Origin of the sequence: Marinobacter sp. DUT-3 (assembly GCF_050379435.1) — a bacterium.
Lineage (GTDB): Bacteria > Pseudomonadota > Gammaproteobacteria > Pseudomonadales > Oleiphilaceae > Marinobacter.
Genome location: NZ_JBNRMG010000001.1, coordinates 58,422 through 76,300, shown reverse-complemented (window position 1 = coordinate 76,300; position 17,879 = coordinate 58,422). Strand labels below are relative to the sequence as shown.

At 49.3% G+C, this 17,879-nt stretch carries 17 protein-coding genes; 1 reads left to right on the top strand and 16 read right to left on the bottom strand.

The window, feature by feature from the left end:
• Nucleotides 1–237 precede the first annotated feature (237 nt).
• The 11 genes from ACQUWM_RS00350 to cysQ all read right to left on the bottom strand — a co-directional run bounded on the left by ACQUWM_RS00350 (nt 238) and on the right by cysQ (nt 10,170).
• Nucleotides 238–1,179, bottom strand: a complete 942-nt coding sequence (locus ACQUWM_RS00350; protein WP_428920800.1) for a glycosyltransferase family 2 protein — start codon at nt 1,177–1,179, stop codon at nt 238–240.
• Nucleotides 1,180–1,359: 180 nt separating this feature from the next.
• Entirely contained in the window at nt 1,360–2,313 is a 954-nt protein-coding gene (locus ACQUWM_RS00345) for a glycosyltransferase (protein ID WP_428920799.1), read from the bottom strand.
• A gap of 58 nt (nt 2,314–2,371) precedes the next feature.
• Entirely contained in the window at nt 2,372–3,022 is a 651-nt protein-coding gene (locus tag ACQUWM_RS00340; protein ID WP_428920798.1) for a sulfotransferase family 2 domain-containing protein, read from the bottom strand.
• Between the two features lie 19 nt (nt 3,023–3,041).
• Nucleotides 3,042–4,292 (bottom strand): flippase, encoded by a 1,251-nt coding sequence (locus ACQUWM_RS00335; RefSeq protein ID WP_428920797.1) that lies wholly within the window; start codon nt 4,290–4,292, stop codon nt 3,042–3,044.
• Nucleotides 4,293–4,401: 109 nt separating this feature from the next.
• Nucleotides 4,402–4,962: a dTDP-4-dehydrorhamnose 3,5-epimerase gene (rfbC, locus tag ACQUWM_RS00330; protein ID WP_428920796.1), complete on the bottom strand. Its 561-nt coding sequence runs from the start codon at nt 4,960–4,962 to the stop codon at nt 4,402–4,404.
• A 9-nt stretch (nt 4,963–4,971) separates the two neighbouring features.
• Complete coding sequence (gene rfbA, locus ACQUWM_RS00325; RefSeq protein ID WP_428920795.1) at nt 4,972–5,844, bottom strand: glucose-1-phosphate thymidylyltransferase RfbA; 873 nt, start codon at nt 5,842–5,844, stop codon at nt 4,972–4,974.
• A complete protein-coding gene (rfbD, locus tag ACQUWM_RS00320) occupies nt 5,844–6,716 on the bottom strand; it encodes a dTDP-4-dehydrorhamnose reductase (RefSeq protein WP_428920794.1) in 873 nt (290 codons plus the stop codon). Before rfbD ends, rfbA begins: the two co-directional genes overlap by 1 nt.
• Nucleotides 6,713–7,825, bottom strand: coding sequence for a dTDP-glucose 4,6-dehydratase (locus ACQUWM_RS00315; protein WP_428921409.1), 1,113 nt, complete (start codon nt 7,823–7,825; stop codon nt 6,713–6,715). The genes rfbD and ACQUWM_RS00315 overlap by 4 nt, the downstream gene beginning before the upstream one ends.
• Before the next feature lie 34 nt (nt 7,826–7,859).
• Nucleotides 7,860–8,624: a Wzz/FepE/Etk N-terminal domain-containing protein gene (locus tag ACQUWM_RS00310; RefSeq protein WP_428920793.1), complete on the bottom strand. Its 765-nt coding sequence runs from the start codon at nt 8,622–8,624 to the stop codon at nt 7,860–7,862.
• A 300-nt stretch (nt 8,625–8,924) separates the two neighbouring features.
• Entirely contained in the window at nt 8,925–9,407 is a 483-nt protein-coding gene (rfaH, locus tag ACQUWM_RS00305; protein WP_428920792.1) for a transcription/translation regulatory transformer protein RfaH, read from the bottom strand.
• Nucleotides 9,408–9,411: 4 nt separating this feature from the next.
• Nucleotides 9,412–10,170 (bottom strand): 3'(2'),5'-bisphosphate nucleotidase CysQ, encoded by a 759-nt coding sequence (gene cysQ / locus ACQUWM_RS00300; RefSeq protein WP_428920791.1) that lies wholly within the window; start codon nt 10,168–10,170, stop codon nt 9,412–9,414.
• Nucleotides 10,171–10,332: 162 nt separating this feature from the next.
• On the opposite strand from cysQ, the gene ACQUWM_RS00295 reads away from it, so the two are divergent.
• Nucleotides 10,333–11,694, top strand: a complete 1,362-nt coding sequence (locus ACQUWM_RS00295) for an MBL fold metallo-hydrolase (protein ID WP_428920790.1) — start codon at nt 10,333–10,335, stop codon at nt 11,692–11,694.
• A 39-nt stretch (nt 11,695–11,733) separates the two neighbouring features.
• On the opposite strand, the gene ACQUWM_RS00290 is transcribed toward ACQUWM_RS00295, so the two are convergent.
• The 5 genes from ACQUWM_RS00290 to ACQUWM_RS00270 form a co-directional block, all read right to left on the bottom strand.
• A complete protein-coding gene (locus ACQUWM_RS00290) occupies nt 11,734–13,701 on the bottom strand; it encodes an AarF/UbiB family protein (RefSeq protein WP_428920789.1) in 1,968 nt (655 codons plus the stop codon).
• Between the two features lie 198 nt (nt 13,702–13,899).
• Entirely contained in the window at nt 13,900–14,658 is a 759-nt protein-coding gene (locus ACQUWM_RS00285) for a sialate O-acetylesterase (RefSeq protein ID WP_428920788.1), read from the bottom strand.
• 20 nt (nt 14,659–14,678) lie between these two features.
• A complete protein-coding gene (locus ACQUWM_RS00280; RefSeq protein WP_428920787.1) occupies nt 14,679–15,311 on the bottom strand; it encodes an acyltransferase in 633 nt (210 codons plus the stop codon).
• Entirely contained in the window at nt 15,304–16,242 is a 939-nt protein-coding gene (locus ACQUWM_RS00275; RefSeq protein WP_428920786.1) for a lysylphosphatidylglycerol synthase transmembrane domain-containing protein, read from the bottom strand. Before ACQUWM_RS00275 ends, ACQUWM_RS00280 begins: the two co-directional genes overlap by 8 nt.
• Before the next feature lie 757 nt (nt 16,243–16,999).
• Nucleotides 17,000–17,878 carry a glycosyltransferase family 2 protein gene (locus ACQUWM_RS00270; RefSeq protein WP_428920785.1) on the bottom strand — a complete coding sequence of 293 codons (879 nt, stop codon included), beginning with the start codon at nt 17,876–17,878 and terminating at the stop codon, nt 17,000–17,002.
• Nucleotide 17,879: the final 1 nt, after the last annotated feature.

The following is a 17,879-nucleotide window of genomic DNA, read 5'->3' as shown; positions in this document are numbered from 1 at the left end:
TTATACTATTGCCCTAATCAACGACAGTTCTAACTGCCATAACCATCAGTATCTTGCTAAACCTAGTGACATAGCATACCCGCTTTACTTTGATCTTTAAATTAGAAGAATGCTGTACTGACCATCATTCTTTTGTTTCGTAGCGTAGCATTAAAGCTACTATAGAATACTAGGACTGCTTAGATTTTTAATAAGCGGACAACAAACCTCCAAGAACACCTAACAATTTCCAGAACCTTATCGAGATTTAATATTCAACAGAAAGTCATAGATCTTAATATAGCCATAACAACCCAGCAGAGAAGCCACAAAAAGAATACCAAACTTATAACATCTTGGATTAATTAAAAACGCCTTTAAAAGCATAAATCGGCCAGATCTATCATTGCACCTAAGAAAAGCATCCCCCCTCTTGAATAACCACTCCGCCTTCAAATCATTATCTACATTAATATCAGTCTTATTCTTATTGTAAATATTCAACAAAGCTGAGAGATGAGAAGAGACACTAGATGAAATACTTCCATCAGTTGTATTTGCAATGACTAAAGGCTCCTCGATAAATTTGAGCCTAGAAAATTTAGACAAACGTATAGCTAATTCCCAATCCTGATATCGCGCCATTTGAGGATCAAAGCCTTCAACCCTAGATATTAGGCTTTTCCGGACAACTAGTGTCGGCGTGCCCACCACATTTCTTTTTAGCAATGACGAGAACGACTTAGACTGATCAAAGAATTTGACATTTGGCATAATATAGCATTGCCGACCATTCACCTTTATGTATGATGAAAATACAACTCCAATGCCACAATCCTCATTAATAACGCTCATCGATTTTTCTAACTTATGCGGTCTCCACTCGTCATCACTATCATGAAAAGCGATTATATCTGTCTCGGCCAATCTTACACCAACATTTCTCGCCTCAGCACCACCGACATTTTCTTCTAATTTTTTATAGGTAATTCGTGAGTCTTTAAAACCATGAATAACCTCTTCGGTATTGTCTGTCGAAGCATCATCAATAATAATCAGCTCAAAATCTCTAAAAGACTGCGAAAGCACTGACCCAACACTTCTAGGAAGTTCCTTCGCTCTGTTGTGAGTAGGCATTACTACACTGACTTTAGGTTTTAGCGCTTGGGAACCCTCTGGTATTTTGGCGTCATGGCTCATTAGGTTATATGCCCACCCGGATAAAATTTTTATTGACTGCTAATTCATCTTGTTTCAAAAGGCTTGCACCTAGCGAGTTATACCTTTAGGGATCAAAGCTCTGATGTAAGGCTAGAGGGTGTTGATGGTTCGCGGCACTCTCGTAGGATGCTTGACTGACCACTGGGGTACACCTCAATCCTAACCCACAATATCCCGAATAAAAGACCTGGCCCCATTCGCGTTGCTATACCCGCCACGCATCAGCATACTACTGGCAGCTATAACTCTTGAGAAAAATGGCTTTTCGATAACAGCCAAGCGCTGTTTAGTAGTTTCTGTGCGCTGTCGATATCGTTTCTCCAGTGCGGCCAGCTCCGCTTTGTAATGCTCTGGTGCCTTTGTTTTCGCATTGCTAACACCTTCGACAAAAAGCTGTAGCTGCAGTAACCCGCGCCTTACTTGATCTGCCGAGTTTTGGCTTAGCACCTTCTTGATTGTGCTTAAAAGTGCATGAGTGCGGGTAACCTTAGTGATTCTATTTGCGATAAACTGAGACTCATTCGATTCGTGCCGGCGGTAATACTGCAACACGGTCCGATCCATCACTTTAGCGTTCAACCCGTCAGCAAATTGCACCAGCCAGTTGTCGTGGCCTGTTGCGCCAGCGGGTATCGGCATGCACATATCCAACAGTTCGCGACGAACAGCACAACAACAGCCCATGACAAAGCTGTCCATACTATAGCCAGCGGATCGAATCTGACCTACCTTCGTCAACCCCACCTCATTCAGCACATTATCCGTTAACGCAGCATCGTTCATTACTACCAGTGCTTGCGGGTTATGTTCGGCTACGCCAACCATGTGTTCAATTTTTTCCGGGAACCACACATCGTCCTGATCGCTCAGAAATACCAGATCGCCGGTGGTTTTCATCAACGCTGCGTTGAAATTACCGCAGTAGCCTAGATTCTTTCCGTTACGGTAAAACTCAACTTTGAATGGTGAACTTTTAGCAAAGTCGCGAACAATGGTCTCTGTCTCATCGGTTGAACAATCATCTGTCACGATCAGCTCGTCCGGCAGACGGGTTTGGTCCTCAAAACTTTGGAGTTGTGCTTTCAGGTATTCGGAACCGTTGTAGGTAGCCATGGCTATGGATATTTTCATATTTTCTATACCATCGTCAGCAACAGAAATACTTTAGATGTCAAATCTTATACGAAAAGGCTGAAAAATCTTCCTTATAGAACTCAACGATCTTATCGTAGTGCTCAGCGAACATTGCCTCTACCTCTGGATCTTTGACAGAGCGTTTTTCCTGCCTTTCTAGCATTAACTTTGGGCGGACATACTTTTCCCAAAAATTTTTGGGTGCTTGCGCTGAAGAAAGATACAAAAATACTTCTCTCGCTTTATCAACACCGCCTTCTTCCAGTTTAAACACTTGAAACTTCTCGTGATCAGACAGGAAATCTACTTGTGGCCGGATGTGATTGTCGTAGACGTATTGGTTTCTAGAATATTTTTCAAAGGTGTCGCAAATCCATTCGCCGACTCCCAGATCAGTAATCCCTTGAGCTCTCTGCCAATAGTATTCAGACTTGAAGCGATAAAATGGATTTCTTACTACAGTAAAGATTGCATCAAAATTATCGAAGTTCAACAAAAGCTCCAAAGGTTCAACATGTAAATGTTGAAGAGTAGCTTTATAATACTCTAAATTTTTCAGCGCCTTACCTCTTACAGAAAAGCTTTCTTCCCATCCCAAATCGGAACCAATTCGCTCGATACTGGAGCCTGCAGATTTTGGAATATGTACAAACAGAATATTCATTTCACCTTTTGAAAAAACTGGCACTTACCACCTCTTAAGTTTTCTAAAACGCTGTCGGTCTTATCTTTAACTTTTGGAAAACAAAATAAGCCAAGACCAAGTTCCACACTACGATACTTATTGAAACCGCAATAGCTGCACCAACTGCTCCGAAACTCGGAATAAGCATTAGACAAAGCAGAACATTCAATACGACCGCAATAACTTGACCAACGAGTGTATATTTTTCGTTACCACTCATTGACAGGAGGTGTCCAACAGACCCAAAGAAAACATTCAACAGTTGACCTAACGCAATAATTAAGACTGGGAAATAAGATATTGAAGCATAATCTTGCCCAAAGACCAGACTAACTAATTTTTCTCCACCAAAGATCAAGGCCAACGCTACAGGCAGCGACAACACAAAGCTTCCCCGAGCACACCGTTGGGCTAGTTGTTGTAATTTTATTCTATCGCTATCTTGATGGGCCTGGACTATATAGGGAGCAATAACCATGTTTACCAATGTTAAAGACAAGACTACAAACTGGCCGCCTCGCTCTGCGACTCGCATAGCAGCAACCTGATCATCAGAACTAAGCATCCCGAGAAAAATGATGCCAATCTGGGCGTTTAAGGTGCTTACTAGTGCCAGTAAACTGAACGGTAAGAGTGAGCGTCCCCAGCTAGCCCATTTGAAATCTGCTTCGAAGTGATTTGCTTGCGCCGGGTGCACTCTATAAAACATCCAGCAAGCTATTAAAAATACAACAACTGCCCCAATAACCTGTGCCCAAATTGCTTTTTTTGTGTCCAGAACCCCAAACCAGGCAGCAGTTGCAACGAACACCAAAATAAAGATTGGTTGAATAAACTGCTGGGGCATTTCTGCATAAGCCGGTCTCCCTAAACCTTTTATAGCGCCATTTCGAATGGCTCCAAGACCAAGCAAAGGGACTATCAGAACTGCAACCGGTAACAGTGCCCATTTACCATCGCTCGGTATCAGCTCAAAACCAACTCTAAAAAACCAGAACGTCCCTAGAATTATTACTGAACCAGCCAGTACCCAGCCATGAGCCGCCTTCAACGCTCCCTTATAAAATGACCAACTCCCGGAGTGAGCAAAAGCCGCCACTTCTCTGGTTAAAAGCTGTGGCAAGCCTCCGCTGACGGGGAGTGCCAGAAGCGGAACCAGTGCCATCACAAAAGCATATTGCCCAAAATGTTCAGGCCCGAGCACTCGGGCCAAAATTATGCTTGTCGCGAGACTTATGGGGATCGATATTAAATTCATCACCCCAACACCCATGAAATTTCTTATCAATTGTTGCTTATGACTCAACTGAAATGGCCCTGAATATGAGTAGGTGGCATGACCCTATGGGCTCAATCCCAACCTCGAATATCGTTGCACATTGTTAGTAATAAAGCTTTAGCTCAGACTTGGCATCCTCGAGACGCATTCCCTCCCGATCCTTATTCGAAAGCAATGGCTCGTCTGTCCCCTTCAATCCCCAATCTATCCCGATTGCACTATCAGACCAGAGAATCGAGCGCTCATACTCAGGTGCATAAAAATCCGTGCACTTGTACTGAAAATCAGCCGTTCGACTGGTTACCAGAAATCCGTGGGCGAATCCCGGTGGAACCCACAAAATGCGATTGTTTTGTTCCGAGAGATACTCCCCTACCCACTGGCCAAAGGTGGGGGAATTGGTGCGCAAGTCTACAGCAACATCAAACACTTCACCTCGTGTTACACGTACTAGTTTTCCCTGGGGCTGTTTGATCTGGTAATGCAGGCCTCGCAGGGTGTTCTTCACTGAGCGGCTGTGGTTGTCCTGTACGAATGTGGCGTCAATACCCGCTTCGCGGAAGACTTTTTCGTTCCAGGTTTCCATAAAGAAGCCACGCTCGTCACCGAACATTTTGGGTTCGATGAGTTTGACATCAGGAATCTTGGTTTCGGAGATTTTCATAAATTTCGCTTACTTGGCTGACTTGACCAGTTTCTTCAGATAGGCGCCGTAGCTATTCTTTTTGAGGTTTTCTGCTTCGACCAGCAGTTTCTCTTCGCTGATAAACTCCATGCGGTAAGCAATTTCTTCCAAGCATGCGATTTTGAGGCCCTGGCGTTTTTCCAAGGTTTCAATAAAGCCAGCGGCGTCATGCAGGGAGTCAAAAGTGCCGGTATCCAGCCAGGCAAAGCCTCGGCCTAGCAGCTCCACGCTCAGTTCGCCTCTCTCCAGGTACGCCTGATTAATGCTCGTGATTTCCAGTTCGCCCCGGTCTGAGGGTTTTACCTGTTTTGCGATTTCCACGACGTCATTGTCATAGAAGTAGAGGCCAGTGACCGCGTAGTCAGATTTCGGACTGACTGGTTTTTCTTCAATGGATATAGCGTGCTGATTATCGTCAAACTCCACCACGCCGAAACGCTCAGGGTCCGTGACCTGATAGCCAAACACGGTGGCCCCTTTGTCACGCTTAGCGGCCGTTTGCAGCATTTTACTCAAGCCCTGGCCGTAATAGATATTGTCGCCCAGTACCAGGCATACGCTATCTTTGCCGATAAAGTCTTCGCCGATGATGAAGGCTTGCGCTAGGCCTTCCGGGCTGGGCTGGGCGGCATAGCTCAGGCTTATACCCCATTGACTGCCATCGTTGAGGAGGCGTTTGAAGCCATCCTGATCTTCGGGCGTAGTGATGACAAGTATATCCCGTATGCCCGCCAACATGAGAACAGACAGTGGATAGTAGATCATGGGTTTGTCGTACACCGGGAGAAGTTGTTTGGAGATTCCTCTCGTGATTGGGTACAAACGTGTGCCGGAGCCTCCGGCGAGGATGATGCCTTTCATTACGTCTCCAGATATTCGCACAAGGTGAGAGCCAGTTGACTTTGCCAATCCGGAAGCTGGATGTTTAAAGCCTGCTCAAGCTTTGTTACGTCCAACCTTGAGTTCAATGGCCTTTGTGCTGGCGTCGGGTAGGCGCTGGTTGGGATAGGATGGGCTTTTTCGGGATTTAGTGTTAGCTCCTCTCCTGCCCGGCGAGCCTGTTTAAAGATTTCTGTTGCGAAGCCCTGCCAACTGGTTTCACCACTTGGGGATAGATTATACAAGCCCTTTTCCAATTCGTTGTGTATAGCCAGAGTGGTGACCTGTGCGATCAGGCGTGCAGGGGTAGGATTACCAACCTGGTCTGCCACAATATTGAGTTCAGTTTTCTTTTTTGCTAGGCGGAGCATGGTTTTCATGAAGTTGTTCCCCCGAGCACTGTATACCCAACTGGTGCGGAAGATGAGGTGATCGGCACCGCTTTGGTCGATGGCATGGTCACCTTCAAGCTTAGTTTTGCCGTAGTGACTTAAAGGGCCAGTGGGGCTTGTTTCCTGCCAAGGGGATTCGCCTGTGCCAGGATAAACATAGTCGCTGCTGAAATGGACCAGTCGGCAATTTTGCGTTTTGGCCCAAGCGGCCAACTGTTCAGGCAGCCCGGCGTTCAGACGTTCAGCTTCAACCTTCTGTTCTTCGGCTGCGTCGACCGCCGTCCATGCCGCGGCATTTACAATAATCGAGGGTTTAGTGGTGGCCAAATACGCCGCTACCGCCTGTTCGTCCGCCAGATCCAGCTCTGCCCTCCCCGGGGCATTGATCCTACCTAGCGGGGATAGCGTGCGGTGGAGCTCAAAGCCGACTTGACCAGTTTTGCCTAGCAATAAAATATTCATGCGTTTGCACCCAGTCGCTCGCGTTGGTAACTGCCGTCCTGAACTCGCTGGCACCAATTGAGGTTGTTGAGGTACCACTCGACGGTTTTGCGGATACCGGTTTCGAAGGTTTCTTCCGGAAACCAGCCAAGTTCCCGCTGCATCTTGCTGGCGTCTATGGCGTAACGCAGGTCATGGCCCGGGCGGTCTTTTACGTGGGCGATCAGATCCCGGTAGCTGTTTTCCTGAGGGCGCAGCTCCTGGAGGATATCGCAAATGGTGTGGACGACCTCTATGTTCTGTTTTTCGTTATGGCCACCGATGTTGTATGTTTCACCTACTTTACCTTCAGCAACTATTTTGTACAGTGCCCGGGCGTGATCCTCAACATAGAGCCAATCGCGGATCTGATCACCTTTGCCGTAGACAGGCAACGGCTTTCCATCCAGGGCGTTTAGAATCATCAGCGGGATGAGCTTTTCCGGGAAGTGGTAGGGGCCGTAGTTGTTACTGCAGTTGGTTACTAACACCGGTAACCCGTAGGTGCGGTACCATGCCCGCACTAGATGGTCGGAGCTCGCTTTGCTTGCTGAGTAAGGGCTGCTTGGGGCGTAGGGAGTTTGCTCGGTGAATAGGGGGAGAATCTCCCCTCTCTCCGATACGTCGGACCGCCCTGCCCCCTCTCCCGCTGGAGGAGAGGGGGACTCTGCCAGATCGCCGTAGACCTCGTCGGTGCTTATGTGATGAAAGCGAAAGCTGGATTTTCTGTCCGCCTCAAGAGTGTTCCAGTACTGTCTTGCAGCTTCCAATAATGTGTATGTACCTACAATATTGGTTTCGATAAAGGCTGCGGGACCATCTATTGAACGATCCACGTGGCTCTCGGCAGCCAAGTGCATAACTGCATCTGGTTGATGTTCGGAAAATACACGATCGAGCTGAGCCCGGTTGCAGATATCCACTTGCTCAAACGCGTAACGGGGAGAATCACTGGCCTCCGCCAGGCTCTCCAAATTTCCTGCGTAAGTCAGCTTGTCTACGTTTACGATTTCATCATCTGTATTCGCGATGATATGGCGGATAACCGCAGAACCTATGAACCCCGCCCCGCCTGTTATTAATAGCTTCATCAAGATGTTCGCCCGTTCGATTGCGAGTTCTGAATTACTCTGCCGTTTCTTCTGTTAATTGCGACTTCACCAACGTCGCAAACTGTGCAAAGAAGGCCAGGAATACTCCCATCATTCCACCAAAAATTGCTGCAAGAACAACGATTAAAGCGCGGGCCGGACCGGCTTTATCCGCGCTTTGGCGGCTTACTACCAACACTTCCGCAGCCTTGAGCGCCTCAAGATCACTTTCAAGGCCTACTTTGCGCTCAAACGCCTCTGCAATAGCGGCCCCGGTGTCCTCTCCACCTTGCAAAGTTTCGAGTGCCCGCTCCACCGAATCAATGCGGCCCTGGAGGCTTCGCTTTTCCCGCTCGATTAAAGTACCTTGACGCTCCTTAACACTGTCTATTAGGTTCTGATGGGTTTGCTCTACATCGCTTTTATTGTCTACCGAAGCTTCTGATACAAATCGAATTAATCCAGTGTTTTCGGGGTTAGAAAAAGTCACCTTGAAAGGTAACTTCTTGTCAGTCTCTGCGCGAAATATTGTTTCCTGCTCCGGAAGCCAACGATTCTCAAGCGTGGCAATCGTTGTTGAAGGCTCTTCTACGTACTTACTAGGGCCTTTTTCAGCAACCTGAAGCAAGCTGGTGTACTGGTAAGTTTCTTGTGCAAGCAGCGCATAGACCAAGCCCCCCAACGTAGTCACCAAAAACGCCACGTAAAAAATCCGGCGCCGCCTTATAAAAGTGGCAGCCAGGTCCACCAAGCTGATTTCATCATCACAATGCGGTCGCTGATCTAGAGTACTATTCATCGATTCAAGTCCGAGTCATGCTTAAGTTATTGATCCAGGCACGCTACCGCCCCACCAGCCCTATTCAGTGCGTCAGGCGCGGCCCGTTTTCACAAGGAAAACTGCCTGCATGCTATGTGCGTTTGTAAAGATGCGCGAATTCTACGGGAACTGGCGCAGTTTTTCAGTTAATCCTTATTCGAAAGCAGTCAGGATCTGGCAACCGTTACTCTTAGATGAAAGACGATAACTCAGAAATTCCGTTCCTCGACAGGCCCAAAAAAGTAGGAGGGAGCACCAAGGGGAGGGGCAACATATGCCTTACGAGCGCCGGATAGAGGAAACCGGCACTCTCACACTCTGCTGCTTCTGCATAAAACTAATTAATACAATCGCCCGCTCGTCCCCATCATAAGCCTGAAAAATCGCCTCCAGCCCCTGAAACGGCCCCTCACTGAGCTCAATCGACTGCCCCGGCTTAATGCCGCCCTGCTCCGCCACCGTATGCAAGCTATCCCTGACATGCTCAATAACGTCATCCGCGATTGGGGCTGGCTTGTTGGCAAAACCAACCACCCGCAGCACGCCCCGGGTGGAGCGGAGTTTGGACCACATGGGGTCGGTCTGCTCCAGGTTCACAAACAGGTAGCCAGGGAATAGCGGCTCGAGTTTGCGTGTGCGCTTCCCCGCCTTGATTTTCTCCACAGTGATCTTGGGATAGAAGCAGGCGATGTCCTGGTTCTGGAGGTTTTCCAGAGCCCGGTCACCCTGGGCAGGTTTGTGTTGCAGTGCGTACCAGGTCATGGGTTTACTTTCCGGACGCAATGAAATGGGGGTTCAGTACGTCTTCCTTGCCGTATTTTAGCGGTTGGCCTTCCAGGGTTTCCACTTTGCCGCCAGCGGCGATCAGCACTGCGTGGGCTGCACCGGTGTCCCATTCGCAGGTGGGGCCCAGGCGCGGATAGATATCCGCCAGTCCTTCCGCCAGGCGGCAGAACTTCAGGGAGCTGCCGGCCTGCACCAGTTCATGCTCGCCAAGCTTATCTATAAAGCTGCGGGTTGCGTCATTCATATGGTTCTTGCTGGCGACGACCCTTTTGGCGGCTGTCGGCGCAACAACCTGAATGGGGCTGACCTCGCCTGTGTGATCCCGCTTGTAGGCACCCTCGCCTTTGATACCCCAGAAGGCTTCCTTCAAAGCCGGCGCAGTGACCACTCCCATGACCGGTTCGCCGTCGTCAATCAGGGCGATGTTGACGGTGAATTCACCCGTGCGCTGGGTGAACTCCTTGGTGCCGTCGATGGGATCGATCAGCCAGAATCGGCGCCAGTGTTTGCGCTCGTCCCAGGGGATGCTGGCGCCCTCTTCAGACAGAACCGGAATGTCTGGGTTGAGGCTTTCCAGGCCTTTTACAATGACATCGTGGCTGGCCATGTCCGCAGCGGTGATGGGGGATTGATCTTCTTTGTAGTGAACCTCGAAATCGGATTCGTAAATAGGAAGTATCTGCTCTCCGGCTTCATCGGCAATCCTGATGATGTCGGGGAGGATGGCGCTGTATTGCATGAAGGGACGTCCTGCTGGTGGGTTTTGGGGTAGTTTAACGGAGTGGCGGGGGGTGGTGTTAGTGCTGTGGCGATTGATGAACACCAACCCGACACAAATCAAATCGGCACTCCCCACATTGCGCTAAGCTGACTATCAGCACTCACTGAATGGAGTCAGCCCATGAAACTGCGCTTCCTCGGCGGCGCCGGCACCGTAACCGGTTCCCGTTACCTTCTAACAGATGACAAGCACCGGTTGCTGGTGGATTGCGGCATGTACCAGGGTGTAAAAACCCTGCGCAGACGAAACTGGGCGCCCTTCCCGGTAGAGCCTTCCACTATTAACGCCGTGGTACTGACCCATGCCCATATCGATCACAGCGGCTACCTGCCGGCACTGGTGAAAAACGGCTTCAAGGGCAAGGTTTACTGCACCAAGGCCACCCACGATCTGTGCAAAGTTTTGCTGCCGGATGCCGGTTTTCTTCAGGAAGAGGACGCCAAATACGCCTTCCGCAAGAAGTTCTCCAAACATGAAAAGCCAGAACCGCTGTTCACCGAGAAGGACGCCTGGGAAGCACTAAAGCATTTCGAATCCCTGCATTACCATGAAACCTTTGAACCGGTAAAAGGTATGGAGGTGACCTTCACGCCTGCCGGCCACATACTGGGTTCATCCTGCGTGCACGTCCACCAGAAGGCGAGTGATCGCACGGTGGTGTTCTCTGGCGATGTCGGTCGGCAGGAGGATGTGATCATGCGACCGCCGGAGTCCCTTCAGAAAGCGGACATCCTGGTGTGTGAATCCACCTACGGTGATCGGCGCCACGCGGAAACGGATCCCGAGGAAGAACTGGCGCAGATCATCACCAAAACCGCCGGCCGCGGCGGCATTGTGCTGATGCCGGCGTTCGCCGTGGGCCGGGCCCAGATGCTGCTATATCTGATTCACAAGATCATGGGCCAACAGCGTATCCCCAAACTGCCGGTGTACCTGAACAGCCCGATGGCCATAAAAGCCACAGAGATCTTCTGCCGACACAACAAGGAACACCGCCTAAGCGCCGCGCAATGCGAAATGATGGATGACCAGACGCAATTCGTGCGCACCGTTGAGGAATCCATAAAACTGGATTCGGCACGCTACCCCTGCGTGATCATCTCCGCCAGTGGGATGGCCAGCGGTGGGCGGGTACTGCACCATTTGAAGACCCTGCTGCCCAACCCACGCAACAGCGTGGTGTTTGCCGGGTTCCAGGCCCCGGGCACCCGGGGAGACTCACTGGTACACGGCGCGGAGTCAGTAAAAATCCACGGCGAATACTGGCCAGTGAAAGCGGACATCCATAACCTGGATTCACTGTCTGCCCATGGTGACTACCAGGAGATATTGACATGGCTGGGACAGGAACAACTGAAGCCAGAGAAGGTGTATGTCACCCACGGGGAGATGGTGGCCAGTGATGTGATGCGCAAGCGTATTGTGGAGGAGCTAGGGTGGGAGGCTGAGGTGCCGGAGTTGTTTGATGAGGTGGAGGTTTAGGTACGTTGTCGGATTACGGCTTCGCCTAATCCGACAACCTCAGACCACCCCCGGCAATAACCCACCCTGAAGACGGGTCACCCGGTTACTCAACCGCGCCATCCCCAGGTTGAGCGGAAACAGCACCAGGCTTTTGACGGTGTCCCGAACCACCAGGCTGCGGGGCAAACCATCATAAATGTTGATGTACGCGCCAGCCATTGCCACCAGGGAGCGGGACAGGTGCAAGTAATCGCTGTGAATCACAATGCCCAGTTGATAGGTATTGGACAGCAACTGCAGCGCGGTCTGCATACGCCGATGTAAACCTGCCGCACCCTCCCGCCAAAGGGTGCGTAAAGCATCCTCGGTTAACGGCGAGACTTCCCGGCGCGCAAGTGTGTCGCTCAGGCGCTCGATGATTTCCTCCCGGCGCAGTCGGTTCTTGTCGGGGTGGGTACTCATTTCAATCAGCATATCGCCCAGGCGCTCAGTATCCGCCATCAGCACGCTGATGATGTAATCCCTAACAAAGCTCCACTTGCCGGCCATATGCACCGCATTGCCCCAGTCGATCAGGTAAGGCTCCGCATCGGGCGAGACCATGATATTGCCCGGGTGCAGGTCACCATGGAGCTCGTTATAAACAAAGATGTGCTCAAACAGGGTGAACAGGAAGTTCTCCCCCAGGGTGCGCTGGAACTGCTTTCGCTCCGATCCCTGCAGGCTGCCGATGGCTTTTTTGATGGAAACAGCGTCGTCCACGTACTCCATTTCCAGGATACGGCTGGTAGCCACAAACACATCCGGCACATGCCAGGCCCGGGTTATCCGAGCACGCGCCGCAAAACGACGCTGGATGACCGCTTCTTCTTCAAAGTTCAGTTCCTGCTCAAAGCCCCGGGTAAACTCCTTCACCTGGTCCGACAGCGCGTGAAGGAATGGCAACAGTTTGGAGTGCGGCGCCCAGAACTGGCTGCTCACCAGCATCAGCTCAATAGCCAGGTTGCCCATCTGGAACTCCCGCTCCAGGTTATGACGGGCCACCTTGACGATCACCGGCTGCAGGCGCTCCAGCCCGCCGTCGTCCTGAACGACTTTCTTCGTGAGGTACACCGAACCGATCGACCCGGATTTCAAGGGCTTTTTCACATCGAACTGGACGTACATCTCCCCCGGCAACATGCCAAAGCAGTCCATAAAGGCATCGTTGACTTCGTTCGGCGTCATCGGATCAACATCTTCCTGGAACACCGCCAGCTCTGTGGCAATTTCCTCCGGTAGGAAATCGGCATTGGCGGCTGCGACCTGGGCCATCTTGATAAATAGCGGGCCGAATTCCCGGACCATGCGGGCGACAATCTGTGCCTGAGCGGCAAAGTCCTTCGGGTCGGTTTGCAGGAAGGGCTTGATATGACGAATAGCCTTGATCTGCCGCCGCAAAATCACCAGATCCCGACGCAGGACACTGACCTTACGGCCGACATCCGCCAATCCTTCCTGATTGGCCTTGCGGATATCCTTGAGGCGATTCACAAGCTCGACGATCAGCGGTTCGTAGGAACGAAGCACCAGGCGGACGATGTCGAGGTTGAGTTCAATCAGCCCCTTCAGCTCTGGCGCGTCAAGCAGCTCATGAAAGAAGTTCCAGAATTCATCGACGACGCTCTCCGGCACCTCGATCGGACTGCGGGTAACCACCTGCCCCACCAGGAAGCGGATCAGCCCCTCGGTGGTTTCTTCATTGGGAATCAGGCGATACTTGCGCAACACCCGCGTCAGCGAGCGGGACTGCACATTCAGCGGATGCTCATACAGCGTGTCAAACAACTCGTCGAGCGCTGAGCTGAGCTGCGCATGATCAATGGGTTCCAGGTTGCCCGCCAACCGGGCCACTGGCCAGAATGCGCGGGGCACCTTCAGCGTCATCGACGTGAAATTACCCACACCCCGGATCGCGGACCCGGTGCGCTCCCTCAGGACAGGAATGTTGATCTGAATGATTTTCTGCTGGTCTTGCTCGCCCATGTAACCTCGTAACCCGGCACAGTGCTGGATGGGGGGGTACTATGCCAGATTGTTGAGGGGAGGATTGGGTGTTTTTGGGCCGAAATTTTAACGAGACTATGCCAACACAATAGACGCCTGCCCTGTTTAGGCTAGTCCCAATGGACGCTCGGACGAAGCCGCATCGAGGCCAACTATACTGACGTATTTGTTGAAGGCTTAAGCACTTGAGCAGTCGAACTTTTCAAGCAGCCTGATGGACTCATTGGCAAATCGACGACCAAGCAACTTATATCCATCCTCAGTATAGTGAAGCCTGTCAACTGGGGATGCCGCAGAACCTGTATGGAAGTCATTTAAATCGTCTGTATCAACCCAAACGATGTTGGCGCGTTCGCTTGCCACCTTTTCATGGATACGCCTGATAACGCTCCAATGCGGATACTCTTTTTTACCAGTACCAAAATCACTCAATCGTCCGATAACGACATTTATGTTACTACATCCGGTGTCTTTGCTTAGCTCACCAAGCAACCCCTTAAGGTTTGCTTCATAATAAGGCCCCTTCGACTTATATGCGTCCCGCTCACCCTGCATCCACAGAAATGTGACTGATCTAAATTCTGTATTACCTGATATTTCTTTTATTTGTCCGACAGACTTAAGATACAGCTCACCGAGCGATTTTTTAGATTCTGGACGATCTTCTGAGTGCGCATCATACCAAGAAGAAATTGGCTCTGATCCTTTTGCAGCTTTGACTATAGAAACTTTGTTTTCACCAAATCGCTTCTCTACAACTGGGGCGAAATATTTATCTACATCCAGATTCTCCATATTCGACTGACCAGACAGCACAAACAAGTTTTTCGGAGCTGCAGGTTCGCTATAAAGCTCGAGATCACCCCCTATCACACTGAAAAACAATAGAAAAATAAGGCAAACATAGCGTGAGCCGTCCCTGAAGTCATATTCCAATCCTTTTCTCATACCCAAAATTACAGATACTTATTTATATACCCTGAGGCGCCGCTGAATCGTTCTTTCCCAACCAGATCGGCATAGCGTTCGGTGTCTCTTCCTCCGATTGCTATTGGCTTTACAGGAACAACAATTTCAAACGGTGCTACATCCTTCGTTAGCACAACGCCCATGCCGATAATGGCACCCTCACCAATGTGAACACCAGGTGCGACACTAACATTCATACCCACCCAAACATTGTCTGCTATTCTTACGGGTTTTCCAATATTTACTGAATCATAGGGAATTAGATCACCCTCATACCGATGATTTCGCGAGTACAGCGTGAAATTCCTCGAAATATGAACATTATTCCCAAATTCAACTCCACCTTCAGCACGAATATAAGCTCCGTCATTTATATGAACGTTATTTCCCATTGACACTCGCGAGCATCCAGAAACTAAAACACGCCCATTCAACCTGACCCCTCGACCACATGTGGCAAATTTTGTTTTCAAATACTCATTCACACCAAGATAGTACGTCCGCCTTAACACTAAAAAAGCGCGATGAATGACAAAAAAGGGCAGGAACATAATTCGAAACTTCGGGAAGCACACATCCATCAAGAAATTGTATACATCCATCAATCTATTTCTATGCATATCTATCCCCGAGCTTTCCAGCTGCCAGTAAAAGAGCGCCAAGGCCAAGCATTGCTATAACTTGAATTGTTAGAAGAATGTGAACTTTAATCGCGATTTCCAAAGATTCGTTGTTTGAAAATCCAAACAATACCAAGCCACTTACCCAAGCCAACTCAAACGTTCCAACATTTGCAAAGCCTTGAACAGGAATCAGGGATAACGGCGTCATAACAACCGAAACCATCACCATGGCGGCTAGGGGAATCTGATACCCTAAACACGCCGCCAGGAAATAAAAATTACCCAATATGCAGCACCAGATCAGGGATGTCACTATTGCCAGTCTGACCAGCATTCGGACACCAAACCCACTGACATTGGAAACCTTAGCCAATACTCGCTGATGAAGACCAAACCTTTTATGAAACAGCACAATTGACACCACACCAATGCCAAAAGCAATAGACAGGGCTACCCACACAATTCCAGTATCACTTAAACCTAGATCTACCAATAATCGATGCGAGCCATCCCACACAAACAACACCAAGACAAATAGTGCCAACACCAAAAACAAGTCCAGAATGCGACATAGAATCAGTGCCGCGCCAGACTCCAGCAATGTTCTGCCTAGAAAAAACCTGGACAATAAGGGGAATGACAGCTCACCCATTTTCAATGGAAAAAAATAGTTCAAAGCGCCATGCACCAAAGAAACACCCAGCAACGACCTATGTGAGACTTCGCCTGTAAGGAACTCACGAAATCTTGCGGAACGAAAAATATAGTTTGCCAGAAAAAGGGCAGACGACACCCCAAAAAGAAGCCACTGTATGGAATATTCAGCAGGATTTAGTAATTGAATATCAACAAATAGAACAACCAGCACCAATGCCAACATACTGAACAATACTGAGATCAATACCTTGACATAACGTGGGAACTTCACAACTGGTACCCGTAGAGTTCTAAAAGATCTCCACATATATCTTCAAGCAACATGTGTTCGGCTGCGCCAACCTTTTCATAGGGCTGCTCTCCTACATTATAACGCGTTGATATCAGGGCAGACGCCTGCTCTACTCTGTCCTCCGACAAGCCTAGCCAGAGCAAAACATCAATAAACAACTCCCTGTCAGAGAACAAGTCCTCAAATCTAACGACTCGGTACCTTTCCCCCAAGCCTCTACAGCTTTCGCTTATTACTTTATTCACTAAGGTCCAAAACCAGAAAAGCCTTTGGTGCTGAGACATGCACAACCAAGGTTTCTTTGTTCTGATTCCTAAATGTCTGGGCTTGATGAGCCAATAGGGGAAGAAGCGGCTAACCACACCCTTAACCCCTCTAAAAACCCCATGCCTTATGTGCGATTCCGCATACGTCCTTGGATCTCGAACGATATGAAGAATCCGGCCATTTTCGAAATGATTGGAAAGCAGATCGCATAACCCGAACAGAAAGTTGTTAGACTCCACATAGACGCTATGCTCTCCTTTTTTAACCATACTGTTTCTTAAGGTCTTTATAAACACCAAAGCAAGACCATCAGGCAATAGTCCAGCAGCACGGAGTGTAGAGATAATCCTTAAGATTCGACTTGGACGCGGCTCATGATAAGCGGCTATAGAATCCCCCTGAACTTGGTCCAGAACCCTAGCCAAGGACTGCGTACCAGTTCTTCCGGTGGACACGATAAAACTGCACCTCACTCACGGCCCCTTCTTAGTGTTATGTAGATCAGACTAGTGACCTGCTCCGATATCAACCCAATCAGAAAAATGATCACCCCTGTAGTCAACAGTAATGCCGACATATTGGTAAATCTTCCCATCTCAACAAGCGTAAAAATAGCGTAGATTAATCCCGTCAATGCAAATGCGATCGAAATTGGGAAGAACACCTTCAATGGACTGTAAAGAGTTGCAACCTTAAATATTATCAACAAGAAACGAATACCGTCTTTTATCGGGTTGAGATGACTCTTCCCCGTTCGTTTTCTCACATTGATAGGACAGTAGCCCACGGAGTAACCGGAACGGAAGAAAGCCATGGTCAGGGTAGTTGGATACGAAAACTTGTTCGGCAAAAGCTCCAGAAACTCCAATGCCTTTATTCGACTGACAAGCCGAAAACCAGAAGTGAGATCTTCAATTTTTTGCTCAGTAATTTTCGATGCAAGAAAATTGTATATCTCGTTAGCGAGATGCCTATGGTAATTAGCCTGTCCGGACTTGGAGCGCGCACCGACAACCATATCGTAATCACCTTCTTCCCGGCGACTCAACAACTTGCCAATATCGCCAGGTTGATGCTGGCCATCCGCATCCATCATGACTATAAGGTCAGCTTCGGCATTCAGAATACCGGTCTTGATTGCCGCACCATTTCCTTTTGAATACGGGTGACTGATCACGTTTGCGCCAGCCTCTCTCGCCCTCAACTCGGTCTCATCGGAGGAGCCATCGTTTATAACAAGCACCTGATTGACAAAATCAAGGCTGACTAACTCCTGGACCACCCCCCCGATCGTCTCAGCTTCATCCTTAGCGGGGATAATGACATCAATGGCTCCCGTTACTTTCATT

Excerpts from the sequence above, each read along its gene's own strand:
- ACQUWM_RS00350 (WP_428920800.1), bottom strand. The coding sequence starts at position 1,179 with ATGAGCCATGACGCCAAAATACCAGAGGGTTCCCAAGCGCTAAAACCT.
- ACQUWM_RS00345 (WP_428920799.1), bottom strand. The coding sequence starts at position 2,313 with ATGGCTACCTACAACGGTTCCGAATACCTGAAAGCACAACTCCAAAGT.
- ACQUWM_RS00335 (WP_428920797.1), bottom strand. The coding sequence starts at position 4,292 with ATGGGTGTTGGGGTGATGAATTTAATATCGATCCCCATAAGTCTCGCG.
- rfbC (WP_428920796.1), bottom strand. The coding sequence starts at position 4,962 with ATGAAAATCTCCGAAACCAAGATTCCTGATGTCAAACTCATCGAACCC.
- rfbA (WP_428920795.1), bottom strand. The coding sequence starts at position 5,844 with ATGAAAGGCATCATCCTCGCCGGAGGCTCCGGCACACGTTTGTACCCA.
- rfbD (WP_428920794.1), bottom strand. The coding sequence starts at position 6,716 with ATGAATATTTTATTGCTAGGCAAAACTGGTCAAGTCGGCTTTGAGCTC.
- ACQUWM_RS00315 (WP_428921409.1), bottom strand. The coding sequence starts at position 7,825 with ATGAAGCTATTAATAACAGGCGGGGCGGGGTTCATAGGTTCTGCGGTT.
- ACQUWM_RS00310 (WP_428920793.1), bottom strand. The coding sequence starts at position 8,624 with ATGAATAGTACTCTAGATCAGCGACCGCATTGTGATGATGAAATCAGC.
- rfaH (WP_428920792.1), bottom strand. The coding sequence starts at position 9,407 with ATGACCTGGTACGCACTGCAACACAAACCTGCCCAGGGTGACCGGGCT.
- cysQ (WP_428920791.1), bottom strand. The coding sequence starts at position 10,170 with ATGCAATACAGCGCCATCCTCCCCGACATCATCAGGATTGCCGATGAA.
- ACQUWM_RS00295 (WP_428920790.1), top strand. The coding sequence starts at position 10,333 with ATGAAACTGCGCTTCCTCGGCGGCGCCGGCACCGTAACCGGTTCCCGT.
- ACQUWM_RS00290 (WP_428920789.1), bottom strand. The coding sequence starts at position 13,701 with ATGGGCGAGCAAGACCAGCAGAAAATCATTCAGATCAACATTCCTGTC.
- ACQUWM_RS00280 (WP_428920787.1), bottom strand. The coding sequence starts at position 15,311 with ATGCATAGAAATAGATTGATGGATGTATACAATTTCTTGATGGATGTG.
- ACQUWM_RS00270 (WP_428920785.1), bottom strand. The coding sequence starts at position 17,878 with ATGAAAGTAACGGGAGCCATTGATGTCATTATCCCCGCTAAGGATGAA.